The sequence below is a fragment of the Actinoallomurus oryzae genome (assembly GCF_039541955.1).
GTDB lineage: Bacteria > Actinomycetota > Actinomycetes > Streptosporangiales > Streptosporangiaceae > Actinoallomurus > Actinoallomurus oryzae.
In genome coordinates, this window is the sequence record NZ_BAABHF010000061.1 from 138382 (window position 1) to 161987 (window position 23606).

The window sequence follows — 23606 nt, forward strand, 5'->3', positions numbered from 1 at the left end:
CGCACACGCGTGGACGACGACATCGCGTCGCCGCGGGTGCGTCCGGCCCCTCCCGAACTCCGTGGTCGAGTGTGATCCCCGACATCTCCGCTCCTATCGAATGGCGCACGAAGGACCGGAGGCCGATGGCGTTCTGGCCCCCGTGACCTGCGCTGATTACTTTCAGTAGCCCACTACTCTTAGTAGTGGGCTCTTTGCCATGCGTGAGGAGTAGCCAGGCGGGTGGACCGCACTACCCTTCAGGAGACATCGGCCACGCAGGCCCCAGGAGTATCAGCGGCGGCGGACCAGCAACATCGCGGCGTCGTCGGTGATCCGCCCGCCCACGTGACGCAGCACGTCGGAGCGCATCTCCTCCAGCGCCTTCTCCGGGTCGGCGGCCTTCAGCAGCCCGCTACGGTCGGCCAGCGGGTAGAAGCGGCCCTCGCTGTCGCGCGCCTCGATGACGCCGTCGGTGTAGAACAGCATCCGGTCGCCGGGCGCGAAGCCGATCGTGTAGGGCTGCGGCCGGGTGTCGGCAAGGCCGGTCAGGCCCAGCGGCGGCGCGACGTCCTCCGGTTCGGCGAACTCCCCGACGCCGCCCTGGCGCAGGATGAGCGGCGACGGGTGCCCGCAGTTGACGAGCGTGGCGGTGTCACCCTCGTCGAACTCGGCCAGCACCGCGGTGACGAACTTCTCCCCCGACAGCCGCCGGCGCAGCGAGGCCTCGATGCGCGCCACCACCCCGGTGAGCTCGAGCTCGTCGTAGGCGGCCTCGCGGAAGGCGCCGAGCACGGCCGCCGCGGTCTCCACCGCCTCGAGGCCCTTGCCCTGGACGTCGCCCACGATGACGCGGACCCCGGCCCGGGTCGAGGCGACCTCGTACAGGTCACCGCCGATGCGGGCCTCCGCGGTGGCGGAGGTGTAGCTGACCGCGACGTGCACCGGGCCGACCCGGCGTGGCACCGGGCGCAGCAGCACCTGCTGGGCCACCTCGGCGACCGACCGCACCTCCGCGAGCAGACGCTCACGCCGCTGCCGTCCGGAGCTGGCGAAGACGCTCGCGACCGTGATGCCGGCCACCATGGCGAGCATGAGGGTGTTCTGCCGCCGGCCGAGCGCGTGGCTGTAGGAGCTGAGCAGTACGTCGAGGACGAGCGCGGCCATGCCCACCAGCGCGGTGCGCCGCATGCCGCACCACAGGGCCGCGAAGGCCGGCCCGAGTGCGAGCAGCGGCCGGAACCGTACGTCCGGGCCGGCGAGTATGTCGCTCAGTGCGACGACGCCCATCGCCAGGAACGGCAGCCAGCGAAGCCACGGCCCCGGACCCCCGGATCCCCCGACATCAGTGATGACGACCCCCCGCACCCCCGTCATTCCCCTGCGGCAGGATAACGTCCGGCCGGCACCGGACCGGGTTCTTTCCGTCACCCGGCGTACACGACGGCGAGCGCTCAGGGCGTCAGGGTGAGCGTCCGCCGGGCCTCGCGCCGGATCGTCTCCGGCGTGGCGCGCATCGGGATCGTCTCGCCGCGTGCCCACAGTTTCGCCTGGTCCCAGTAGTGCGCGTCGAAGGCGTGTCCGGACTCCCCGGTGAGATTGATCCACCGCGACCGGTCGAGGTCCGCCAGATCGACGATCATGCGCATGGACGGCACCCAGTCGACTCCGTAACCGGTCTGGGCGTTGGAGCCGGTGGCGTCGACGAGCGAGTCACCGCCGCCCAGCCTCAGCGGGCCGCGGTTGAAGAGCCACTCGATCGGCCCGATCCCCGAGTCGCCGAACGTCTCGTTGGTCAGCTCCAGCCGGTGCAGGTCGCCCCACTTCCACTTCGCGGGGTCACCGCCGAGGCGGTGGCGCAGCTCCGTGCCGGCGTCCTTCATCGCCGCGCGCAGGACGTCGTCGCGGGTCTCCTGCACCCCGGTCGTCCGCACGTCGTCCCACCAGGGGTCCGCCGGCCGGTCGAGCAGCCTCCGCAGCACCTCGAACCAGCGGTCGCCGCCGTCGGGGCGGGCGCCGTCCGGCAGCTCGTCGTTGAACGTGCGGATGAGCAGGTGCCGGTAGACCGCGTTGTAGTACGCCGCGGGCGCGGAGTCGGCGCCCTGGGTGAAGTCCCAGCCGCGCAGCAGGTCCACCGTCGCGCCCGAGCCGACGCGGAGCAGGTGCGGCACGAGCGCCGGCGCGAACCCGTTGCGGTCGTCCATCTGGATCCGCGCCATTCCCGCGGCGTCCATCACCGGCGTCCGCCGGATGAGCTGCTCGATGCGCGCGGCGCGGTAACCGTACGCCCAGTCCTTGGTCAGCAGGTCCGGGTAGCCGGGACCGGTGGCGGCGTTGTTCGCGGTGACGATGTAGCCCTGCTTCGGGTCGTAGACCGCGGGCAGCCGGTCGAAGGGCAGGTAGCCCTTCCACTCCTGCTTCCCCGTCCACCCCTCGGCGGGCCAGGTGCCGTCCCCCTTCGTACGGATCGGGATGCGCCCCGGCGCCTGGTACCCGATGTTCCCGTCGACGTCGGCGTACACGAGGTTCTGGGCGGGCACCTCGAAGGACGCGGCGGCGGTGCGGAACTCCGTCCAGTTCCGCGCGGTGTCCATCAGCCCGATGGCGTCGGCCGTACGGCCCGGGTCCAGCGCCGTCCAGCGGAGCGCGACCGCGAGTCCGTTCCCGGCCCGGCGCGCGTCGTCCAGCGCGTCCGACAGCAGCGGGCCGTGCCGGGTCGCCCGTACGGTGATGGTGACCGGCCTGCCGCCCGCGACCTTGATTTGCTCGGTCCGGGTCTGGAGCGGCTCCCGGCGGCCCTCGTACTCGTACGTCCCGCCGCTCACGCGTTCGAGGTAGAGATCGGTGACGTCCGGGCCGAGGTTGGTGAAGCCCCAGGCGACGCGCTGGTTGTGCCCGATGACGACGCCGGGGACTCCGGAGAAGGTGAAACCGCCGACGTCGAACGGGCAGGCCTGACTCACCTGCCGGCAGTGCAGGCCCGCCTGGTACCAGAGCGAGGGCATGGCGGGCGCGAGGTGCGGATCGTTGGCGAGGAGCGGCTTGCCGGTGGACGTGCGGCTGCCCGCCACCACCCAGGAGTTCGAGCCGAGGCCGGGCGCGCCGTTGCCGAGAAGCGTCGGCATGGCGTGGATCGCGGCGGAGAACTTCTCCAGCGCGGGCGGCAGCGTACGCGCGCGGGGCCGGTCCACCGGGCCGCCCCGGGCCTTCTCGCCGCCGGCGACGATGACCGGGTTCCGGTCGTAGGGATAGGCCGGGTACAGCTGGTCGACGCGGTCCCTGGGCACCTTAATGGCGGCCAGCGCGCGGCCGAGTTCGTCGTCCATGTTGCTGCGCAGGTCCCAGGCCATGGCCTTGAGCCAGGCGAGTGAGTCGACCGGGGTCCACGGCTCGGGGTGGTAGCCGGTGCGCTGGAGCCCCAGCACGGCGTACTCCAGGCTCTGCGTCGCGGTGTCCGGATGCTGCCGCAGCCACGCGTTGACGCCCTGGGCGTACGCCTGGAGGTAGCGCCGCGTCTCCGGGCGCAGCAGGGGCAGCTCCCGTTCGGCCACGCGGCGCCAGCCCATCGTCCGTACGACCTTGTCGGTGTCGAGCGTCGTCCGGCCGAACAGCTCCGAGAGCCGCCCGGCGGTGACGTGGCGGCGGAAGTCCATCTCCCAGAACCGGTCCTGCGCGTGCACGTAGCCCTCGGCGCGCATCAGGTCGTCGGCGTCGTCGGCGTAGATCTGCGGGATGCCGTACCGGTCGCGGTAGACGGTGACGTCCTTGCTCAGTCCCGGAACGGCGATCCGGCCACTCGTTCGCGGATACGACCGCCGGATCGTCCACCGCGCGTACAGGGTGAGCACCAGCGCGAGGACCAGGAGCACGATCAGGATACGGACCAGCCAGCGGGCGGACCGGGGCAACCGGCCCAGCGGCGCGAACCTCGTCATGAACGCCTCTTCTCCGTACCGAGGGTGGAGGAAGGCTAGAGCATTTCGGATCCCCTGTCCGCTTCGTGTTCATCGGACGCAAGGACGGCTGAGGCGCTCATTCGCGACCAACGAGGGGATGGGCGCCCCAAGGGGGCGGGGCCTACCGGTCAGCGGTGGGCGGAGCGCAGCAGCTCATTGATCTCTTCCGCGGCGGCGCGCACCTGACCGAGCAGCTTGTGTTGCTTCGCGGCGGGGGCCCGCACCAGCGGTGAGGGCACGGACAGTGAGGCGAGGATGCCGGTGCTGTCCCGGACGGCGGCGGCCGCCGCCCAGATCCCCATGTCGATCTCTTCCTCACTGCACTCCCAGCCGCGCTGCTCCACGAGCACGACCTCTTCTTCCAGCCGCGCCGCGGCCGCCGGATCGCGCGCGGCCAATGGCTCCAGGTACGCGTGTCGCGCCTCCGGAGACATCGACGCCAGCAGGATCCGTGCGCTCGCTCCGTGCTCGAGGGACATCGGCTGGCCCGGCTCGTACGACGTGCGCAGCCGGTGCGATGACTCCACCCGGTGGACGCACACGGCGGAACTGCCGACCAGGCGGACCAGGATGACCGTCTCCCCGGTCTCGGCGGCGAGCCGGCGCATGACCGGATCGGCGAGGTCGACGAGCGTCTCGGCGGCCTCGGCCGCCTGGGCGAGCTGGATGACCCGCGCGGACAGGTGGTAGCCGCCCTGGTCGGCGCCGACCAGCAGCCCCGTGTCCCGGAGGAACGCGACGTACCGGTAGACGCTCGGCAACGGGATGCCGGTGACCTCGGCGAGGTCGCGCGCTGACAGGGTGTGGCGTTCCTTGGTGAACGCCATGAGCACGGCGAGGACACGCCGAGCGCTTTCGGCGCCGCGAACCGGCGCAGAGCTGGACAAAGGGTTGACACCGTCCGCATTAGCGATTTAACTCGGCGTAAATTTCTCACACCAAGAGACTCTGACTATCACTACATGATAGTAGGAGGGCGGGCCGCATGTCCTTGTCGCGACACCCCGAAGAAGATCACCTCCGTGAGTTGCTGGCCGCCGCGCACCGCGTGCTGTACCACCAGGGCCTCGTGGACTACCTCGGCCACTGCAGCGCCCGCGTGCCGGGCACCGACCGGGTGCTCATCAAGCCGAAGCACTCTCCCCGGGTGCGTGGCCTGGGCGGCCTGACCCCCGACGACATGGTCGTGATCGACCTCGACGGCGAACTCGTCGAGGCCGGCGCCGCCGGGGACGCCGAGGGGCCGCCGGCGGAGCGCTTCATCCATACGGAGATCTACCGCGCGCGGCCGGACGTGTCCGCGGTCGTGCACACGCATCAGCCGGCCGGCACCCTCCTCGGCGTCATCGGCGCGGAGCTGCTCCCGGTGCTGCACGTCCCATCGGTGCTCACGGCCGGCGGCGACGTCGGAACCTGGCCGTGCCCCCTCCTGGTGACCTCACCGGACCTCGGCCGCGAGCTCGCCGGCGCCCTGGGCCAGAGAGGACTGTGTCATCTCCAGGGTCACGGCGTCGTCAGCGCCGCCGACGACCTGCGGCGGGCGGTGCTGGCGGCGATCGCCGTGGAACAGCTCGCCGAGGCGAACCTCACCATCCTGAAGACCGGCCTGCGGCCGCGGATCATCCAGCCGGACGAGCTGAGCCGGCTGGGCGAGACCGTGGCGGCCATCGGCGGGCGCTGGGCGTACTACCTGGAGCTGGCCGGTCTCGATCCGGTCAAAGCGGTACCGGCGTAACCGGCACGACTCCGTTCGGCCGCGTGACGGTACATGCGTGGCCGGCCAGGACGCACCCAGCGATGCGGACACGATGAGGAGAACCGATACCCCGTGAAGATCGACGCCTTCTGCCACATCATGCCGCGGCCCTACTACGACCGTTTCTTCGAGCTGGACGTCGCCGTGCACGCGGCGAACCTGCGCAAGCGCGTGTCCAACATCCCGTCGCTGGTGGACATGGACCTCCGGTTCGCCCAGATGGACGAGTTCGGCGACTACCGCCAGATCATCAACATCGCCGCGCCGCCCGTGGAGGATCTGGGCTCTCCGGCCATCTCCAAGGAGATGGCGCGCATCGGCAACGAGTCGATGGCCGAGCTGGTCCGCGACCATCCTGACCGGTTCGCCGGGTTCACAGCGTGTGTTCCGATGGACGATCCCGACGCCGCGGTGGCGGAACTCGACTATGCCGTCGAGGAGCTCGGCGCCTACGGCGCGCAGATCTACACCCACGTGAACGGCCGGCCGATGGACGACGAGCGGTTCGAGGGGTTCTACGAACGCATGGCGGCCTCGGGCGGGCTCCTCCAGGTGCATCCCTGCCGTAGCTCCGCGTGGTCGGACTACCCGACCGAGCCGCGGTCCCGGTACGAGATCTGGTGGACGTTCGGCTGGGAGTACGACCTGTCGGCGTTCATGGCCCGGATCGTCTTCTCCGGCGTGCTGGAACGTCATCCGGATCTCAAGCTGCTCATCCACCACGGCGGCAGCATGGTGCCGCACTTCGCCGGCCGGGTCGGCCCCGGCTGGGACCAGCTCGGCGCCCGTACGCCGGAGGACCAGAAGGAGGACGTCGAGGGCTACCCACTGACCAAACGGCCGATCGAGTACTTCAAGCAGATGTACGTCGACACCGCGATGTTCGGTGCCGCCAACGCCGTACGCTGCTCGATCGACTTCTACGGCGTCGACCACGTGCTGTTCGGCTCCGACAGCCCGTACGACCCGGAGCGGGGCCCCGGCTATATCCGGTCCACCATCAAGAACCTGCAGGAGGTCGGGCTGACCGAGGCCGAGCAGGACACCATCTTCCACGGCAACGTCACCCGCCTTCTCGGCCTTACCGCAAAGGCGTGAGCATGCCGGAGGTTCTCATCGTCGGCGGCGGCCCCGTGGGGCTGACGCTGGCGATCGAGCTCGGCCAGCAGGGCGTCACCTGTGAACTGATCGACAAGCGGGCGGAACTCGGCCGGCTGCCCAAGATGGAGCGGTGCAACGCACGGACGATGGAGAACTTCCGGCGTGCGGGCATCGCCGACCGGATCCGGGCGGCGGGGCTGCCTCGCGACGTGCCGATGGACGTCTTCGTCTGCGTCGAGTCGGTGACGCGGCCACCGCTGGTGCACCATCGGTACCCGTCGGTCGCGGAGTTCGTCACGACCGCCCGCGACGTCAATGACGGGTCGCTGCCGCTGGAGCCGTACCAGCTGATCTCCCAGTACACCCTGGAACCGTTGCTGCGCGAGGTCGCGGAGCGCACTCCCGGGGTCACGGTCCGGTTCGGCCACGAGCTGACCGGGCTCGATGACGACGGCGACGGCGTGACCGCGCGGGTACGGACCGCGGACGGCGGATCCCGGGAGATCCGCGCCGACTACCTGGTGGGCTGCGACGGCGGCAACAGCACGGTGCGCAAGACGCTCGGCGTCGAACTGCGCGGCGACTCGCTGCTCGAACTGCGCCAGGCGCTGTTCCACTGCCCGGACCTGTTCGAACGCATCCCGATCGGCAAGGGCCGCCACTACCACATCGCGGACGAGCGTTCCTCCTTCCTCATCGTCCAGGACGACACGAAGCACTTCTCCCTGCACGCGGTCGTCGACCGAGACGAGGACATGCCGCGTCTCTTCGAGTCGGTGGCCGGCATCCCCGTCGACTACGAGACGCTGTACGTCGGCCGATGGACGCAGCGCCTCATGCTGGCCGACCGCTACCGCGACAGCCGGGTGTTCATCGCGGGCGACGCCGCCCACCTCGTCATCCCGACCGGCGGGCTCGGCATGAACACCGGCGCCGGCGACGCCGTGGACCTGGCCTGGAAGCTCGCCGGCACCCTGCGCGGATGGGGCGGACCGGCGCTGCTCGACTCGTACGAACGAGAACGCAGGCCGATCGGCGAGCGCAACGTCGCGGCGTCCCGCAAGGCGGCCGGGGGCCGGCGTGCCTGGCGGGCCGCGTGGCGGCCCGACATCGCCGACGACACCCCGGCGGGCGCGCGCACGCGCGCCGCACTGGCCGAGATCGCCGACCGCGAGCAGCGCTGGAGCAACGACCTGCTCGGCATCGAACTCGGCTACCGCTACCAGGACTCACCGTTGATCGTCTCCGAAGAGGGGGACGGGCCGGATCCGAACAGCTTCCAGTACACGCCAACGACCTGGCCGGGCGCGCGGCTCCCGCACATCTGGCTGGATGACGGCACGGCCCTGCACGACCACCTGGGCCGCTGCTTCACACTGCTGTACACCCCGGGCACCGAGGCGGACGTCGCCGGGCTGGCCGGGGCCTTCGCGCGATACGACGCGCCGTTCGCCGCCTTCGAGGTCCGCTCGGCCGCAGCCGAGACGGTCTACGAGGGCCACCGTCTCATTCTCGTACGGCCCGACCTGCACGTCGTCTGGCGCGGCCGGGACGGGCTGCCCGAACCCGGCCGCCTGGCGGCACTGGCCAGCGGCCATCTCAGTCACCAGATCGCCCTCGGACGGTCGTGACGACCAAGGGGTAATCCCATGAATGCCGGCAACCATCGCACACCGCCGGCGTGCGCGGCCCGGCCGACCTGTCCGGCAAGACGATCGCGGCGAACGCCACGTCCGGCGTCAACGAGTTGCTGACCGATACCTACCTGTCCGCACACGGGGTGAGCCCGACGTCGGTGCACTTCATCGGCCTGCAGTTCCCCGACATGCCGGCCGCGTTGAAGGCCGGGCGGGTCGCCGCGGCGATGACCACCGAGCCGTTCACCACGATCGCGATGGGCCAGGGCGGGACGATACTGACCGGCACGCCGCTGGCCTCGGTGCCCGGTACCCCGACCTATTCGTGCTGGAACGCGTCGAAGTCCTGGGTGTCCTCGCACAAGACCGTCGCGGCGGATTTCGTCGCGGCCATGCGGCAGACCGACACCTATATCTCCACCCACCCGGACGAGTTCCGCACCATCGTCGGCAAGCACCTGAAGGTGAGCCCGCAGGCCCGGTCGGCGATGACGTTGCCCCTGTTCACCGACAAGCTGACCCCCGGCGACATCACCGCGTGGGAGAACGTCGCGCGAAAGTACGGACTCCTCAAATCCGTCCCGGCGCCCGACGAGGTGCTGATGGGGGCCGGGACATGACGAGCGTCACGCGAAGGGGGACCCGCGCCGCGATGACACGCCCCGCAGGCTCCGGACCGGCCCGCACGCCACGTCCGCGGCGGCGCCGCCGCCTCCGGGGCGCGGCGGGCGTCGTGGTGGTGCTGGTGGTCTGGGCGCTACTCACCGAGACGGGCGTCCTGGACACCCAGAACCTGCCGACCATCCCCGCCGTGCTGAGCGCGCTCGGCGACTCCGCCACCGACATCCTCGCGAGCCTGGGCACCACGCTGGAAGCCATGTTCATCGGCCTGGTCGTCGCGACCTGTGGGAGCAGGTCGGCTTCGCCGCGCTCCTGGTCACCCACGACATCGGCGAGGCGATCTATCTCAGCGACCGCGTCCTGGTGATGTCGGCGCGGCCGTCGACGGTCGTCTCGCAGGTCACCGTCGACCTGCCCCGGCCGCGCAGCCAGTCCGTCACCCGGGCGCTGCCGCGCTTCCACGAGCTGCACGAGCAGGTGCTCGGGCTGGTCGAGCGGAACGGAGCGGCCAGGTGACGACGCAAACCACGGTGGACCTCACCCTGGCGATGGCCTACTACGAACACGTCGCGGGGCTCACGTCCGGACGGGTTCCGGTCGAGGGCGCGCGCGTGCGGTGGCTGGAGCTACCGGTCGAAGAGATCTTTCACCGCTTCTACGAGTACCGCGAGTGGGAGCTCTCGGAGATGTCGATGGGCAAGTACATCGCGCAGGTCTCCCAGGGCGACGACTCGATGGTCGGGCTCCCGGTGTTCCCCTCGCGGGTGTTCCGCCACTCCGCGTTCTACGTACGGGCCGGCGAGATCACCGCGCCGGAGCGGCTCCGGGGCAAGCGCCTCGGCATCCCCGAGTGGGCGCAGACCGCCGCGGTGTACATGCGCGGGCTGCTCACGCAGGAGTGGGGAATCCCGCTGGAGGAGGTGCGGTGGTTCCAGGCGGGCGTGAACCAGCCGGGACGACGTGAGCACGTCAAGCTCGCACTCCCGCCGGGCGTCGAACTGACGCCGGTGCCCGGCCGCAGCCTGAACGACATGCTCCTGGCGGGCGACATCGACGCCGTCCTGAGCGCGCATCCCCCGGCTCGCCGCGGGGCCCGCGGGGCCCGGCAGCCGGGTGCCGCTCCTGTGGACCGATGAGGCGCTGGCGCGCACCCGCGCGGCGTTCGGCGGCGAGCCCTGGCCGTACGGCGTGGACGCGAACCGCACGACCCTCGAGGCGTTCGCCCGCTGGGCGGACGAGCAGGGCGTCACCCATCGCCGGGTCGAGGTCGATGAGCTGTTCCCCGCGTCCGTCCGCACGCGTTACCGGATCTGAAGGGGAGGTCTCCATGGCGAACAACCGGGGCGCGCACCCGATGCGCCGCCGCGCCGGGCGGCCGGCCGCGGTGCTGACGGCCGCCGCTCTCACCCTGCTCGCGCCGGCCCGTGGAGGTTCGGGCGGGCCGGCCGGTGTCACGTCCGTGACCGTCGGCGCGCCGCCGGTCGTCGGGCTGGGCGACCTGTACACCGCCGAGAGCCGGCACCTGTTCGAGGCGCACCGGCTCCGGGTGAAGGTCCGCTCCATCAACGGTGGCGCGCAGGTGGTCCCGGCGTTGCAGTCCAATGCCGTCGACATCGGCCAGTCGAACATCGTCTCGGTGCTACAGGCACGCCGGCGTCACCTGGACATCTCCTGCTTCGCCGCGGCCTTCCGTTCGCCGAGCGGTCCTCAGCTGGCGCTCGTCGTCTCGCGTACGCGCGCGGCGGCCATCCGAACCCCCGCCGCCCTGGCCGGTACGACGATCGCCGTCAACACCCTGCACAACGCCAACCAGCTGATCGCGGAGAAGTACCTTCAGTCGCGGGGCGTGAACCCGGCCTCGGTGCACTTCATCGGGCTGGACTACCCCCGCATGCCGGGAGCGTTGTCGGCGGGGCGGGTGGCGGCGGCGATCGTCGACGAGCCGTTCACCACCACGGTGGTCTCCCACGGCTCGAAGGTCATGTCGCCGCAGCCGGACAGCGAGATCGCACGGCATCCCGTGTACGCGTGCTGGATGGCGTCGTCCTCATGGCTGTCCCACCACAAGGACGTCGCATCGAGGTTCACCGCCGCGCTGAACAAGGCCGACCAGTACATGGCCGCGCACCCGGGCTACCTGTCCTCGATCCTGCCGAAGTACACGAAGGTCTCCGCACAGCTCGCCGGCCGGGTCACGCTGCCCGACTTCGCCACGACCATGACCCCCGCCGACGTCCAACCGTGGTCCCAGGCGGCCGCGCAGTTCAAGGTCACCGACTCGGTCGTGCCCCCGGCGTCGATCATCACGAGCCTGAAGTAAGAGCCGGCGCGCCCGGCCGGGCCTTCTCATGCCGGAAAATAAGGTCTGGGTATTGCAATGGTATTACCAATATGCAAAAGTGGCGACTAGCCAGGCCGATCCGGCGACTCCGCGAGCACCCCTCATTCACGCCGATTCGCCGCCCACGGCGGCACGTCACTCTGTCGCGAATCTCAGCCGACCCCCGAAAAGCCCTGCCGAGCCCCCGGCGATTCCGGTGATGCGCTCGATCACGCTCGAGCTCCTGTCCGGCATGGCGTTTATCCAGGGAGGATCAATGGATGAAGTGAACTGCCGACGACTGACGGGAGCGACCGCGATCGTGACCGGCGCGGCCCACGGGATCGGCGTCGCCTACGCGCGCCGCCTCGCCGCCGAGGGCGCCAGGCTCGTGGTCGCCGATCTCGACGGCGACGCGGCGGAGAAGGTCGCCGCGTCGCTTCGCGAGGAGGGCCGCGAGGCGGTCGCGGTCCAGGCCGACATCGCCGACGAGGCCTCCGTCGGCCGGCTGGCGACCGCCGCCCTGGACGCCTTCGGCACGATCACGGTGCTCGTCAACAACGCCGCGATGTTCTCCGTCGTACCGATGTCCCGGGCGTCCTTCGACGCGATCGAGCCGGCCGAGTGGGACCGGCTGATGGAGGTCAACGTCAAGGGACCGTGGCTGACCACCCGGGCGGTGGCCCCGGCCATGCGTGAGCGCGGCTACGGGAAGATCGTCAACATCAGCTCGGGTACCGCGCTCAAGGGCTCGGCGACCCGCATTCACTACGTGACCGCCAAGGCCGCGATCCTCGGGTTCACCAGGACGCTGGCCCGCGAGCTCGGCGGCGACGGGATCACCGTCAACTGCGTCGCCCCGGGCAGCACGCTGAGCGAGGAGGATCCGGACGAGGCGACGGTGAACCGCCGGGCGGAGCGGCTCGGCGACCGCGCGCTCAAGCGCGTCCAGATGCCCGCCGACCTCGTCGGCGCCGTGGCGTTCCTCGCCTCTCCGGACAGCGACTTCGTCACCGGACAGACCCTGGTGGTCGACGGTGGCTCGGTCATGCACTGATCGATTCCCAGCGAACCCGGAAGAGGTGGCGAGATGACCGGTCCGCGCACACTACGGGCGATCATCGGTGCCGTGTCCGCCGTCACGTTGGGAATCCTGACGGCGGGATGCGGACAGACCGGTGCCTCGGCGGCCAAGAAGGTCGCCGAGGTCGCTCAGTACACCAAGGCCGACCGTACGAACATGCTGATCGCGGGCGCGAAGAAGGAAAAGCGTCTGGTCTGGTACACGACCGTGATCACCAACCAGATCGCCCAACCGCTCGCGAACGCGTTCCACCGGAAGTACCCGTTCATCACCGTTCAGCTGTACCGCGGCGACTCGGGCACGGTCGCGCAGAAGATGATCCAGGAGTACCGCACGCGCTCGTACCGAGTCGACCTGATCGACGGCACCAGCACGTCGGCCATGTTGCAGCGGACCGGGTTCCTGCAGCCGTTCCGCAGCCCGGAGCTGGCCTCCTACCCCGCGCAGTTCAAGGACCCGAGCGGCTACTGGGGCGCCGAGCTGCTCTACTACATGGTCCTCGCCCGCAACACCAAGCTCGTCCCCTCCGGTCAGACGCCGCGGACGTACCAGGATCTGCTGGACCCGAAGTGGAAGGGCAAACTCGCCTGGAGCACCAGCTCCGGCTCCGGCGCACCCACCTTCGTCGGCAACATCCTCACCTCCATGGGCCAGGCCCGCGGCACGGCCTACCTTCACCAGCTCGCCGGGCAGGGGATCCACAACGTGAACTCCTCCGGCCGGAGCGTGCTGGACCAGGTCGTGGCCGGCCAGTTCCCGCTCGCTCTTCAGGTCTTCAACGATCAGGTCGACTTCAGCAAGGCGGCGGGCGCGCCGGTGGACTGGGTCCCGCTGCAGCCGGTGACCGGCCAGGTCTCGCGGATCTCGCTGGCGGCCCGGGCGCCGCATCCGGACGCCGCGATGCTCTTCCTCGACTTCATGTTCTCCAAGGAGGGCCAGCAGATCGTCCGGCAGCGCGGCGGCATCCCGGCCAGTCCCCAGGTCGAGGCGCTGCGGCCCACGCTGAAGCCGGGTCCGGGCCGGTTCACCGCCGACTACATCCAGGATCGGGCGGCGACCCAGCTCAGCCACTGGAGCGACGTGTACCAACAGCTCTTCGTGCAGGGCGGCTGATCCGCGATGGGTGTGTCATCCGAGCCGCGGTTCGCGCCGGCCTCCGTCACCGCACGGCCGCGGACCGAGCGAGCGTCCCTCCTGTCCCCTCGAATCGTCATGTGGCTCGTCGCGGCCGTGTTCGCACTGCTCACCGTTCCGCCGCTGGTCACGGTGGTGCAGCGGAGCCTGTACACGACGGACTTCATCGGTGAGCCCGGCACGTTCACACTGGACAACTACAAGCATCTGTTCACGCAGGGAGCGTCACTGCGCGTCGTCGGCAACAGCCTGACGCTCGCGGCCGGCGCGACCGTCCTCGCCCTCGTGGTCGGCGGCACGCTCGCGTGGGTGGTCGAGCGCACGGACGCCCGCGGCCGCGGGGTGTGCCGGGTCGCGATGCTGCTGGCCCTGGCGATGCCGTATGTGCTGTACGCGATGTCGTGGATCCTGCTGCTCGGGCCGAACGGCCCGGTGAACCAGGCGGCGAGGCACTGGTTCGGCCTGGGCCAGGTCGTCAAGCCCTACTCACTGCCCGTGATGATCTTCGTGGAGGGTCTGGTGTCGGCGCCGCTGGCCTTCCTGCTGCTGGCGGCCGTACTCCGCAACATGGACCCGTCTCTGGAAGAGTGCGCGCAGGTGTCGGGGGCCGGAGTCGGCAAGACGCTGTCGCGGGTGTCCGCGCCGCTGGTCACACCAGGCGGGATCGCCGTCGCGATGCTCATCTTCGTCCGCGCGCTCGAGGCGTTCGAGGTGCCGGCGATGGTCGGCCTGCCCGGCGGCGTCACGGTGATGACGACCAGGATCTACCTCGGCACGCAGCGACAGCCGCCCGACTACGGAGGCGCCGGCGCGTACGCCGTCCTCCTCATGGTCGCGGTCGGCGTGCTGCTGGCGCTGTCGGCCCGGATCACCCGCCGAGGCGCCGCGTACGCGACGGTGACCGGGCGTGGCTTCCGGCCGCACCGGATCAGGTTGGGCCGGTGGCGGTCCCTGGCGACCGCGCTGGTGTGGCTCTTCGTCCTGGTCGGCCTGGTCGCGCCGATCGGGCTGCTGGTCTGGGCGAGCGTGCTGCCGTACTACGCGGCGCCCGGGCAGATCCCGACGCGGCTGCTGACACTGCACAACTACCACGCGGTACTCGGACAGCCGGCGCTGCTCGGCTCGATCACCAACACCCTGCTGATCGGCGTGTGCACCGCGACGGCGGTGTGCCTGCTGACCGCGGGCGCCGGCTGGTTCGTGGCCCGGACGCGACTGCGCGGTCGCTGGGTGCTGGAGCAGCTCGGCGGCATCCCGCTCGTCATTCCCGGCATCATCATGGGACTCGGCGTGTCCGCCTTCTACCTCCAGGTCCCGATCGCGGTGTACGGGACGATCTGGATCTTCGTGCTGGCCTTCGTCGCACGGTACCTGCCGTACGGGATGCGCTACACGGGCTCGGGCCTGGTCCAGATCGGCCGGGAGCTGGAGGAGGCCGCCGTGATGAGCGGCGCCAAGCCCGGCCGTACGTTCGCACGGATCGTCCTGCCGCTGCTGATGCCGTCGCTGGCGGCCGCGTGGATCTTCGTCTTCCTCGTCGCCGGCAAGGAGCTGTCCATGTCCGTGCTGCTCTCCAGCCCGGACACCCAGGTCATGGCGGTGTCGCTGTTCGACCTGTTCAACAACGGCCAGATCACCCAGAGCGCCGCCTTCGGCGTGGTGTGGACGCTGGGCCTCGGCGTCTGCGTCGCGCTGCTCAGCGTCATCGCGCGGCGCGCCCGTATCGAGATCCAGGGCTAGGGGCTCACGATGAACCGTTACGACGATCTCCTTCAGGACACGATCGACCTGCACTGTCACGTCGACCTGGAGTTCTCCGAGACGTTGTTCCGCAAGCGCGGGCCGGAGGACGAATGGCTGCCCGCCGCGGAGCGCTCGGGCATGCGCGGTGTCGTCCTGAAGTCGCACCTGTGGCCGACCGTCTCGGTGGTGCCGTTCATCAAGCGGCTCTACGAGGGGCCGGTCGAGGTGTGGCCGAGCATCACGCTGAACGGCGCCACCGGCGGCATCGACCTGTGGAGCGTCGAGGCCGCGTACCACCAGGGCGCGCGGACGGTGTTCCTGCCGACCTGGGGCTCGGTCAACGACCTGCGCAACGGCGGGTTCCACCGGCGGCTGGCCGACGCGTTCGAGTGGTTCCGCCCGGAGAGACTGTGCGTCCAGCGCGTCATCGACGACGGCGGCAAGCCGACCGACGACGTACGCGACCTGGTGCGGTTCTGCCGCGACCACGGCCTCACGCTCGCGACCGGGCACGTGTCGTGGCAGGAGTCCCTCGCCGTGGCGGAGGAGGCGGCGACGGCCGGGCTGGACCGGCTCATCTGCAGCCATCCGCTCTCCAACTCCGTACGCGCGCCCCTCGACGCCGTACGGCGCGTCGCCGAGCTCGGCGCGTACGCCGAGGTGTGCTGGACCAACATCGCGCCGGGCCGGAAGGACCCCGCCGAGGTGGTGGCCGCCATCCGGGAGATCGGCCTGGACCGTGTCGTCGTGGCCACCGACTACTTCACCGGCGCGGTCCCGCAGCCGTCCGACCTCTTCCGCCTGACACTCGGCACGCTGCACGACGCCGGGCTGACCGCCGCGGAGATCCACCGGGTCGCCGCCGAGAACCCCGCGCGGGCGCTCGGCCTGGAATGACTTCCCCCACCAACGAATCGACGCCTGTGAGGATGATGCCCAGTGACTGAGACGGTCCAGGCCGGCGCGACCGCCCCCGTGGATGTTCCCCATCGCCCGATGCTGGTCGGTGGTGAGTGGGTGGACGCCGCGGACGGGGCGCGGCTCACCTCCGTCAACCCGGCGACCGAGGAGACGATCGGGACGTTCCCCGACGCCGGACCCGCGGACGTCGACCGCGCCGTCACGGCGGCCCGCGAGGCGGCCGAGGGCTGGGCGGCGGTGCCGTGGCGGCGGCGCGGCGAGCTGCTGCGCGAGTTCGCCGCGCGCATCCGGGAACGGGCGGAGGAGTTCGCCCGGCTCGACGTCGCCGACTCGGGCAACCCCCTGGCCGGGATGCTGGCCGACGCCCGCAGCGTCTCCGATGAGATCGGCTACTACGCGGGGATCGCCTCGGAGACCAAGGGGTTCACCGCACCACAGCTCCCGGACAGCCTGACGTTCACCGAGCGCAGCCCGTACGGGGTCGTGGGCCGCATCATCCCGTTCAACCACCCGCTGAAGTTCGCGGCGGGCAAGATCGCGGCGCCGCTCGCCGCGGGCAACGCGGTGATCCTCAAGCCGGCGGAGCAGACCTCGCTGTCCGCGCTGGAGATGGGTGAGATCGCCGCGGACGTCTTCCCCCCGGGTGTCGTGTCGGTCGTCACGGGCCGTGGCGCGGGCGCGGGCAACGCCCTCACCTCCCACCCCGGTGTGCCGCGGATCGCCTTCACCGGTTCGGTGCCGACGGGTGGCGCGGTGCTGCGCGCGGCGGCGGAGCACATCAAGCACGTCACCCTCGAACTCGGCGGGAAGAACCCCCTGATCGTCTTCCCCGACGTCGACCCGTTCAAGGCGGCCCACGCCGCCGTCGCGGCGATGAACCTCGTCCGGTGCGCCGGCCAGTCGTGCGGGTCGGCCTCACGCGTGTACGTGCACGACGACATCCGAGACGCCTTCCTCGACGCGCTCGTCGCGCGGGTCGGCGAACTCGTCGTCGGCGACCCGAGCGAGGAGGGCAGCGACGTCGGCCCCCTGGCGTTCCGCGCGCACTACGAGCGGGTCATGGAGTTCATCGAGAGCGGCAAGCGTGAGGGCGCGACGCTGCTGGCCGGTGGCCGCCGGCCGCCGCACCTGGACCGCGGCTTCTACGTCGAGCCCACGGTCTTCGCCGACGTGACCGAGGACATGCGCATCGGCCGCGAGGAGATCTTCGGTCCGGTCATGTCGGTGTTCGCCTGGTCCGACGTGGACGACGTGCTGCGCCGGGCCAACGACTCGGAGTACGGCCTCACCGCCAACGTCTGGGCGCGCGACGTCACGGCCGCGCACCGGATGGCCCGCCGGCTCGAGGCCGGCTACGTCTACGTCAACGGCACCGGCCGGCGCCCGGCCGGAACGGCCTTCGGCGGGTGGAAGCACAGCGGCCTCGGCAAGGAGAACTCCCTGGAGGAACTGCTCTCCTACACCCGCGAGAAGACGGTCAACATCACGCTCACCTGACCCCGGCGAACGACGGAGAACACGTCTCGGGGGTGAGGAGGACGGACATGCGCGGTCATCGAGTCGCCGGCGCGCTCTGCGCGGCGGTCGTCACGCTCGCGGTCGCCGGCTGCGCGAACGGAGGCGTCTCCGCGCGGCAGGTCGCCCAAGTGGCCCAGTACACCAAGGGCGATCGCACGAACATGCTGGTGGAGGGCGCGAAGAAGGAGAAGCGGCTCGTCTGGTACACCACTCTGATCCCCACGGAGGTGTCCAAGCCGATGGCCGACGCCTTCCACAAGAAGTACCCGTTCATCACCGTTCAGCTGTATCGGGGCGATTCCAACCAGGTCGCCCAGAAGATGATCCAGGAGTACCGCGCCCGGTCGTACCGGGCGGACGTGGTCGACGGGTCCGGGACCTCGACGCTGCTGCGGAAGGCGGGGTTCCTGCAGAAGTTCGACAGCCCCGAGCTGAAGTCCTTCCCGTCGCGGTTCAAGGACCCCGAGGGCTACTGGGGCACCGAACTGCTCTACTACATGGTGCTCGCCTACAACACCAAGCTCGTTCCGCAGGGTCAGCCGCCGAAGACGTACCAGGATCTCCTGGACCCGAAGTGGAAGGGAAAGATGGCCTGGAGCACCAGCGCCGGGTCCGGAGCGCCGACCTTCGTCGGCAACATCCTCACCTCGATGGGCCAGAGCAAGGGCATGGCCTACCTTCAGCAGTTGGCGAAGCAGGACATTCACAACGTCAACTCCTCCGGGCGCACCGTGCTCGACCAGGTCGTGGCCGGCCAGTTCCCGATCGCGCTCCAGGTCTTCAACCACCAGGTCACGGGCAGCAGGGCCGACGGCGCTCCGGTGGACTGGGTGCCGCTGCAGCCGGTGACCAGCCAGCTCGGCCGGATCTCGCTCGCGGCCAAGGCGCCGCACCCGCACGCCGCGATGCTCTTCCTCGACTTCATGTTCTCCAAGGAGGGCCAGCAGATCATCGCCGACCACGGGGACATCCCGGCCAGTCCCGCGGTCCCCGCCAAGCTTGCCGCGCTGAAGCCCGACGGCGGGAGGTTCACCGCCAACTACGTGCCCGCCGATCAGGCGTCGGCGCAAATGTCCCAGTGGAACTCCCTCTACCAGCGCCTCTTCGTCGAGGCCGGCTGACCCACGCGGTTTTGAAAGGAGCATCCATGGCAGAGATGGACGGTTACGAGACGATCGTCGTGGATACCGCCGACGGCGTCACGACCGTACGGCTCAACCGGCCGGACAAGCGCAACGCGATGAACCCGACGATGCACCGCGAGATGGTGGACGCACTACGCCGGCTGGCCGACGACGACACCACGCAGGTCCTCGTGCTCACCGGTGCGGGCCGGTCGTTCTGCGCCGGGCAGGATCTCAAGGAGTACTTCCACGAGATCCGCGACGACGCCCGCGCCCGGGAGCAGGCCCGCCGCGACTCGCACGACTGGCGGTACCGCCTGCTGTACAACTTCCCCAAGCCGACGATCGCGGCCGTCAACGGCTACTGCTTCGGCGGTGCCTTCACCGTGGTCGCCTCCTGCGACATCGCGGTCGCGGCGGACGAGGCGACGTTCGGGCTGTCGGAGGTCAACTGGGGACACATTCCCGGCGGCATGGTGACGAAGATCGTTGCCGACCTCATGCCGCCCAAGCAGGCGCTGTACTACATCCTCACCGGCCGTACGTTCGGCGGCGCGACGTCGGCGCGGATCGGCCTGACCACGATGTCGGTCCCGCTCGCCGACCTCGAGCGTACGGTGAGCGAGCTCGCCGACGAGCTGAAGGCCAAGGACCCGCTCACCCTGCGCGCCTGCAAGGAGGCGTTCAAGGGCGTGGACATCCGGGGTATGTCGGCCGAGGCCTCGCTGTCCTGGCTGACCGCCAAGTCCGACCAGCTCAGGCGCCAGCAGGCACAGGCCGGGCGCACGGACGGGGCGGAGAGCTTCCTGAAGAAGGAGTACCGCCCGGGATTCGCACCGATGCCGCGGGCCCGCGCCTGATGCCCGGCGAGCAGGCCGCGAACGGCGTCGCCGCGCTCCTGCGGCCCAGGAGCGTGGCGATCGTCGGGGCACGCGACAGAGCCGGCGGGTGGGCGGACCGGATCCGCGGAAACCTCCGGCGCTTCGGCTTCCCCGGCCCCGTCTTCGCCGTCAACCCGCGGCACCCGACCCTGTGGGACGAGCCCTGCTACCCGGACCTCGCCTCCCTCCCCGGCCCGGCAGACCACCTGGTCGTGCTGCTGCCCGCCCCCGCCGCCGTGGAGGTCCTGAGCGGCGCGGGGAAGGCGGGCGCGCGCAGCGCCACCGTGTTCTCCAGCGGTTTCGGCGGCGAGCGCGGCGGGCTGCTCGATCGGCTGCGCGACATCGCGGCGGCGGACGAGCTGGCCATCTCGGGGCCGAACTGCCTCGGCAACATCTCCGTACCGGCCTCGCTCGTCACGACCACCGACTCGCGGCTCGCCGAGCTGAAGGAAGGCCCGATCGCCGTGGTGGGCCAGAGCGGCGGCATCATCATGTCGTTCAACCGGGTCCTGGCCGACCGGGGCATCGGAACGCGCTACGTCGTCTCCAGTGGCAACGAAACCTGCCTGACCACCGCCGACTACCTCCGTTTCTTCGCCACCGACGACGGTGTACGGGTCGTCCTGGTGTTCGCCGAGAGCATCCGGGACCGGGACGCGTTCTTCGCCGCCTGCGCGGAGATGATCTCGGCGGGCAAGCACGTCGTCGTGCTCAAGGCCGGCCAGACGCCGCAGAGCCGGCAGGCGGCCGCCAGCCACACCGGCGCCCTCGCCGGGTCCTACGCCGCATTCTCCGCGGTGGCGGAGCAGCTGGGGATCGTCTGCGTCGCGAGCATGGACCTGGCGGTCGAGGCGTGTGAGTACCTGTCCCGGGTCGCGCGCCCGCGCGGGCCCGCCGTCGGCGCCGTCACCGTCTCCGGCGGCGTACGCGAGCTGCTGCTCGACGGGGCCGAGCGGCAGGGCGCGACCTTCGCCGAGCTGGGCGAGGAGACGCACCGCCGCCTGCGGGAGCTGGTCGGCGAGGGCGTCGAGGTCAGCAACCCGCTCGACTCGGGCTACGCCGGCCTGTCCGACCCGAAGACGCTGGCGCGCTGCGTCGAGGCGATGGCGGCGGACCCGGCGGTCGGCGTCGTCCTGCTCCAGGAGGAGCTCCTCGGCCGGGCCGAACCGGGCAAGGAGCGGACGCTGCGGCTGTTCGACTCGCGGTTCCCCGGCGGTGTGGTGGCCGGTTCGGGGACACCGGTCGCCCTGTTCTCGATGGCATCCGTCAACGTCACCGCCCATGGCCGGTCGCTGCGCGACCAGCTGGGCAACCTGGCCTTCCTGCAGGGTACGGACCGGGCGCTCGGCGCGGTGACCGCCATCGCCCGCGCGACGCCGTCGCCTCCGCCGCCCGGCGAGCCGGATCCCGGCGTCACGGAGCGGCGGACGCTCGCGGCCGGGCTGCTGTCCGCCTCGGGCACGGACCGGCTCACCGAGCCCTCGGCGAAGTCGCTGCTGCGCGCCTACGGCCTGTGCACACCCCGCGAGGAACAGGCGGGCACGCCGGAGGAGGCGGCACGGGCCGCGAGCCGGCTCACCGCGCCGTACGTGGTCAAGCTCGTCTCCGCGGACGTCGGCCACAAGTCCGACGTGGGCGGCGTGGTGCTCGGGCTGACCACTCCGGACGACGTCCGCGACGCCTGCGCGGGCATCGCCTCCCGGCATGGCGCGGGTACCGGTTTCCTCGTCGCCGAGCAGGTGCCGGCCGATGTCGAGCTGGTGGTCGGCTTCGTCCGCGATCCGGAGGTGGGGCCGGTCGTGATGGTCGGCTCGGGCGGCGTCGGCGTGGAGCTGTTCGGCGACGTCGCGTTCGCGCCGGCAGGCTGCTCGCGCGACACCGCGCTCGCCGCGCTCAACCGCACCCGCGTGGCCACGCTCCTCCGAGCGTGGCGTGGCCGCCCGGCCTGCGACCTTGACGCGGTCCTCGACGCCGTCTGCGCGATGGGCCGGCTCGCCGCCGAACTGGGCGACCTGCTGTCCGCCGCGGAGATCAACCCGCTCGTCGCGTCGCCGGGCCGGAGCGGGGCCCTGGCCCTCGACGCATTGGCCGTGGGAGGGGCCGCACGATGACGGTACGGCAGCCGACGACCGGTGAGGACGTCGTCGTCACGGTGACCGGCGGGGTGGCCGAGGTCGTGCTGAACCGGCCGGCGAAGCACAACGCGCTGTCCACGCGGATGCGCGAAGATCTCGCCGCGACGCTCGCGTGGGCGAGCCAGGACCCGGAGGTGCGCGCCGTGACGCTGCGCGGCGCCGGGCCGTCGTTCTGCGCGGGCCAGGATCTCCGCGAGCCGCGCGGCCCGTACCCCGGTGCCCGGGTGGCGCTGTGGACGCGCGTGCACGGCAACCTCGCCGCCGCCGTGGCCTCGTGCGCGGTGCCGACGGTCGCCGGTCTCCACGGCCACGTGCTCGGCCGCGGGCTGGACGTCGCGCTCGCCGCCGACCTGCGGATCGCGGCGGAGGACACCCGTCTCGGCTATCCCGAGGTCGACCACGCCATGGTGGTCGGGGGCGGCGGGGCGCGACGCCTGGTCCGGATGGTCGGTGAGGCACGTGCGATGGAGATGCTGCTCTGCGCCCGTACGCTGGACGCCGAGACCGCCCTGTCCTGGGGCCTGGTCGGGAAGGTCGTGCCCGCGGCCGACCTGGAGGGCGAGGTCGCGCGGCTGGCCCGGTCGCTGACGGCACGGTCGGATCTGGTCCTGTACGCGGCCAAGACCGGTGTGCGCCAGGCGACGGACGCACCCGAGGACGCCGGCGCCTGGACGGACACGCTCTTCAACGTCCTGTCCTCGGCGGCCCGCCCGCCAGCAGGCACGGAGCGGGACGACGGGCCCGCCGCCACGTGAGGTGTGCGGGAACGGCCGCAGGCCGTTCCCGCACCGCGTTCACTCCCGGGTCACTCCCGGGTCACTCCCGGGCCGGGAGGTCGATCGGGCGGCCCTCCTCCAGGAGCGCGGCGATGCCGGGCACGGTGATGTGGTCCATCAGGCGGCGGACCTCGTCGGTCAGCGGCAGCGGCGTGCCGGCGGCACGAGCCATCCGCCGGGCGTTGTCGATGTCCTTGACGTACCACGTCAGGCGCATCAGCTCGATCTCGCGGAGGGTACGGCTGTCGGTCGGCCCGGCGGCGAGCGCGGGACGCATCAGCTCCGGCGGCACGCCGAGTCGCGAGCCGAGTGAGAGCGCCTCGGCGATCGCGGCGATCTGAGCCCAGTGGATCAGGTTGTTGACGGTCTTGCCGACCTGACCGTACCCGAGCTCGCCGAGGTGGTGCACTGCCGAGCAGAAGGCGTCGAACACCGGACGGGCGCGCCGCAGCGGCTCCTCGTCCCCGCCGACCAGCAGATTGATCTCCCCTGCCTCGGCACCGCGCACGCCGCCGGTCAGGGCCGCGTCGAGCACCTCCACGGCGTTCGCCGCGCCGGCCAGCGTCCGGCACGTCTCGGGGCGTACCGAACTGCAGACGACGAGCACCGAGCCGGGCTTGAGGAAGGCCAGCAGCCCGCCGTCCGGCAGGCACGCCTCCAGCACGTCCTCGTCGCCGCGCAGGCAGACCAGGCAGACGTCGGTGCCCGCGGCGAGCTCCGCGGGCGAGTCACAGACCCGGGCACCGAGCGCGGCCAGCGGCCGGGTCGCCTCCGGATCGATGTCGAGGCAGCGTACGTCGAATCCGGCCCGGCGGATGTGCCCGGCGATCGGACCGCCCATCGCGCCGAGTCCCAGCGCGCCCACCACTGTCATCCCATGGCCTCCGGCCGGCCCACGAACTCGTCGCAACTTACGCACT

The 23606-nt window shown here is 71.1% G+C and carries 22 protein-coding genes; 18 read left to right on the forward strand and 4 right to left on the reverse strand.

Features of this window, described 5'->3' with window-relative positions:
• Nucleotides 1-273: 273 nt before the first annotated feature.
• The 3 genes from ABEA10_RS46740 to ABEA10_RS46750 all read right to left on the reverse strand — a co-directional run bounded on the left by ABEA10_RS46740 (nucleotide 274) and on the right by ABEA10_RS46750 (nucleotide 4822).
• A complete protein-coding gene (locus ABEA10_RS46740) occupies nucleotides 274-1356 on the reverse strand; it encodes a PP2C family protein-serine/threonine phosphatase (RefSeq protein WP_345475149.1) in 1083 nt (360 codons plus the stop codon).
• 77 nt (nucleotides 1357-1433) lie between these two features.
• Nucleotides 1434-3914, reverse strand: a complete 2481-nt coding sequence (locus ABEA10_RS46745) for a penicillin acylase family protein (protein ID WP_345475150.1) — start codon at nucleotides 3912-3914, stop codon at nucleotides 1434-1436.
• A 149-nt stretch (nucleotides 3915-4063) separates the two neighbouring features.
• Nucleotides 4064-4822: an IclR family transcriptional regulator gene (locus ABEA10_RS46750; protein ID WP_345475151.1), complete on the reverse strand. Its 759-nt coding sequence runs from the start codon at nucleotides 4820-4822 to the stop codon at nucleotides 4064-4066.
• Nucleotides 4823-4920: 98 nt separating this feature from the next.
• On the opposite strand from ABEA10_RS46750, the gene ABEA10_RS46755 reads away from it, so the two are divergent.
• From ABEA10_RS46755 to ABEA10_RS46840, 18 genes are all read left to right on the forward strand, one after another.
• Nucleotides 4921-5670 carry a class II aldolase/adducin family protein gene (locus ABEA10_RS46755; RefSeq protein ID WP_345475152.1) on the forward strand — a complete coding sequence of 250 codons (750 nt, stop codon included), beginning with the start codon at nucleotides 4921-4923 and terminating at the stop codon, nucleotides 5668-5670.
• A 93-nt stretch (nucleotides 5671-5763) separates the two neighbouring features.
• Nucleotides 5764-6789 (forward strand): amidohydrolase family protein, encoded by a 1026-nt coding sequence (locus ABEA10_RS46760; protein WP_345475153.1) that lies wholly within the window; start codon nucleotides 5764-5766, stop codon nucleotides 6787-6789.
• Between the two features lie 2 nt (nucleotides 6790-6791).
• A complete protein-coding gene (locus ABEA10_RS46765; RefSeq protein ID WP_345475154.1) occupies nucleotides 6792-8423 on the forward strand; it encodes an FAD-dependent monooxygenase in 1632 nt (543 codons plus the stop codon).
• A 50-nt stretch (nucleotides 8424-8473) separates the two neighbouring features.
• Nucleotides 8474-9049 carry an ABC transporter substrate-binding protein gene (locus ABEA10_RS46770; RefSeq protein ID WP_345475155.1) on the forward strand — a complete coding sequence of 192 codons (576 nt, stop codon included), beginning with the start codon at nucleotides 8474-8476 and terminating at the stop codon, nucleotides 9047-9049.
• A 32-nt stretch (nucleotides 9050-9081) separates the two neighbouring features.
• The gene (locus ABEA10_RS46775; protein ID WP_345475156.1) at nucleotides 9082-9417 is read left to right on the forward strand and encodes a hypothetical protein; all 336 of its coding nucleotides are present in this window, start codon (nucleotides 9082-9084) and stop codon (nucleotides 9415-9417) included.
• Nucleotides 9417-9566: a hypothetical protein gene (locus ABEA10_RS46780; protein ID WP_345475157.1), complete on the forward strand. Its 150-nt coding sequence runs from the start codon at nucleotides 9417-9419 to the stop codon at nucleotides 9564-9566. Before ABEA10_RS46775 ends, ABEA10_RS46780 begins: the two co-directional genes overlap by 1 nt.
• Nucleotides 9563-10186 carry a substrate-binding domain-containing protein gene (locus tag ABEA10_RS46785; protein WP_345475158.1) on the forward strand — a complete coding sequence of 208 codons (624 nt, stop codon included), beginning with the start codon at nucleotides 9563-9565 and terminating at the stop codon, nucleotides 10184-10186. Before ABEA10_RS46780 ends, ABEA10_RS46785 begins: the two co-directional genes overlap by 4 nt.
• On the forward strand, nucleotides 10164-10364 hold the full coding sequence (locus tag ABEA10_RS46790; protein ID WP_345475159.1) for a hypothetical protein: 201 nt from the start codon (nucleotides 10164-10166) through the stop codon (nucleotides 10362-10364). The genes ABEA10_RS46785 and ABEA10_RS46790 overlap by 23 nt, the downstream gene beginning before the upstream one ends.
• Nucleotides 10365-10377: 13 nt before the next feature.
• On the forward strand, nucleotides 10378-11370 hold the full coding sequence (locus tag ABEA10_RS46795; RefSeq protein WP_345475160.1) for an ABC transporter substrate-binding protein: 993 nt from the start codon (nucleotides 10378-10380) through the stop codon (nucleotides 11368-11370).
• Between the two features lie 277 nt (nucleotides 11371-11647).
• Nucleotides 11648-12427, forward strand: a complete 780-nt coding sequence (locus ABEA10_RS46800) for an SDR family NAD(P)-dependent oxidoreductase (RefSeq protein WP_345475161.1) — start codon at nucleotides 11648-11650, stop codon at nucleotides 12425-12427.
• A gap of 33 nt (nucleotides 12428-12460) precedes the next feature.
• On the forward strand, nucleotides 12461-13567 hold the full coding sequence (locus tag ABEA10_RS46805) for an ABC transporter substrate-binding protein (protein WP_345475162.1): 1107 nt from the start codon (nucleotides 12461-12463) through the stop codon (nucleotides 13565-13567).
• Nucleotides 13568-13666: 99 nt separating this feature from the next.
• Nucleotides 13667-15328: an ABC transporter permease gene (locus ABEA10_RS46810; protein ID WP_345475163.1), complete on the forward strand. Its 1662-nt coding sequence runs from the start codon at nucleotides 13667-13669 to the stop codon at nucleotides 15326-15328.
• 9 nt (nucleotides 15329-15337) lie between these two features.
• Nucleotides 15338-16228, forward strand: coding sequence for a DUF6282 family protein (locus ABEA10_RS46815; protein ID WP_345475164.1), 891 nt, complete (start codon nucleotides 15338-15340; stop codon nucleotides 16226-16228).
• Between the two features lie 42 nt (nucleotides 16229-16270).
• On the forward strand, nucleotides 16271-17749 hold the full coding sequence (locus tag ABEA10_RS46820; protein WP_345475165.1) for an aldehyde dehydrogenase family protein: 1479 nt from the start codon (nucleotides 16271-16273) through the stop codon (nucleotides 17747-17749).
• A gap of 47 nt (nucleotides 17750-17796) precedes the next feature.
• Nucleotides 17797-18891, forward strand: a complete 1095-nt coding sequence (locus tag ABEA10_RS46825; RefSeq protein WP_345475166.1) for an ABC transporter substrate-binding protein — start codon at nucleotides 17797-17799, stop codon at nucleotides 18889-18891.
• Between the two features lie 26 nt (nucleotides 18892-18917).
• Nucleotides 18918-19754: a p-hydroxycinnamoyl CoA hydratase/lyase gene (locus ABEA10_RS46830; RefSeq protein WP_345475167.1), complete on the forward strand. Its 837-nt coding sequence runs from the start codon at nucleotides 18918-18920 to the stop codon at nucleotides 19752-19754.
• A complete protein-coding gene (locus ABEA10_RS46835) occupies nucleotides 19754-21886 on the forward strand; it encodes an acetate--CoA ligase family protein (protein WP_345475168.1) in 2133 nt (710 codons plus the stop codon). The genes ABEA10_RS46830 and ABEA10_RS46835 overlap by 1 nt, the downstream gene beginning before the upstream one ends.
• On the forward strand, nucleotides 21883-22665 hold the full coding sequence (locus ABEA10_RS46840; RefSeq protein WP_345475170.1) for an enoyl-CoA hydratase/isomerase family protein: 783 nt from the start codon (nucleotides 21883-21885) through the stop codon (nucleotides 22663-22665). Before ABEA10_RS46835 ends, ABEA10_RS46840 begins: the two co-directional genes overlap by 4 nt.
• Before the next feature lie 61 nt (nucleotides 22666-22726).
• Here the strand turns inward: ABEA10_RS46840 and ABEA10_RS46845 are convergent, their stop codons facing one another.
• The gene (locus ABEA10_RS46845; RefSeq protein WP_345475171.1) at nucleotides 22727-23560 is read right to left on the reverse strand and encodes an NAD(P)-dependent oxidoreductase; all 834 of its coding nucleotides are present in this window, start codon (nucleotides 23558-23560) and stop codon (nucleotides 22727-22729) included.
• Between the last annotated feature and the right edge of the window lie 46 nt (nucleotides 23561-23606).

What these genes read in the sequence shown, in the direction of transcription:
- ABEA10_RS46825 (WP_345475166.1), top strand. Translation starts at nt 17,797, where the DNA reads ATGCGCGGTCATCGAGTCGCCGGCGCGCTCTGCGCGGCGGTCGTCACG.
- ABEA10_RS46840 (WP_345475170.1), top strand. Translation starts at nt 21,883, where the DNA reads ATGACGGTACGGCAGCCGACGACCGGTGAGGACGTCGTCGTCACGGTG.
- ABEA10_RS46755 (WP_345475152.1), top strand. Translation starts at nt 4,921, where the DNA reads ATGTCCTTGTCGCGACACCCCGAAGAAGATCACCTCCGTGAGTTGCTG.
- ABEA10_RS46745 (WP_345475150.1), bottom strand. Translation starts at nt 3,914, where the DNA reads ATGACGAGGTTCGCGCCGCTGGGCCGGTTGCCCCGGTCCGCCCGCTGG.
- ABEA10_RS46800 (WP_345475161.1), top strand. Translation starts at nt 11,648, where the DNA reads ATGGATGAAGTGAACTGCCGACGACTGACGGGAGCGACCGCGATCGTG.
- ABEA10_RS46810 (WP_345475163.1), top strand. Translation starts at nt 13,667, where the DNA reads ATGTGGCTCGTCGCGGCCGTGTTCGCACTGCTCACCGTTCCGCCGCTG.
- ABEA10_RS46815 (WP_345475164.1), top strand. Translation starts at nt 15,338, where the DNA reads ATGAACCGTTACGACGATCTCCTTCAGGACACGATCGACCTGCACTGT.
- ABEA10_RS46780 (WP_345475157.1), top strand. Translation starts at nt 9,417, where the DNA reads ATGTCGGCGCGGCCGTCGACGGTCGTCTCGCAGGTCACCGTCGACCTG.
- ABEA10_RS46795 (WP_345475160.1), top strand. Translation starts at nt 10,378, where the DNA reads ATGGCGAACAACCGGGGCGCGCACCCGATGCGCCGCCGCGCCGGGCGG.
- ABEA10_RS46830 (WP_345475167.1), top strand. Translation starts at nt 18,918, where the DNA reads ATGGCAGAGATGGACGGTTACGAGACGATCGTCGTGGATACCGCCGAC.
- ABEA10_RS46775 (WP_345475156.1), top strand. Translation starts at nt 9,082, where the DNA reads ATGACACGCCCCGCAGGCTCCGGACCGGCCCGCACGCCACGTCCGCGG.
- ABEA10_RS46740 (WP_345475149.1), bottom strand. Translation starts at nt 1,356, where the DNA reads ATGACGGGGGTGCGGGGGGTCGTCATCACTGATGTCGGGGGATCCGGG.
- ABEA10_RS46765 (WP_345475154.1), top strand. Translation starts at nt 6,792, where the DNA reads ATGCCGGAGGTTCTCATCGTCGGCGGCGGCCCCGTGGGGCTGACGCTG.
- ABEA10_RS46845 (WP_345475171.1), bottom strand. Translation starts at nt 23,560, where the DNA reads ATGACAGTGGTGGGCGCGCTGGGACTCGGCGCGATGGGCGGTCCGATC.
- ABEA10_RS46805 (WP_345475162.1), top strand. Translation starts at nt 12,461, where the DNA reads ATGACCGGTCCGCGCACACTACGGGCGATCATCGGTGCCGTGTCCGCC.
- ABEA10_RS46835 (WP_345475168.1), top strand. Translation starts at nt 19,754, where the DNA reads ATGCCCGGCGAGCAGGCCGCGAACGGCGTCGCCGCGCTCCTGCGGCCC.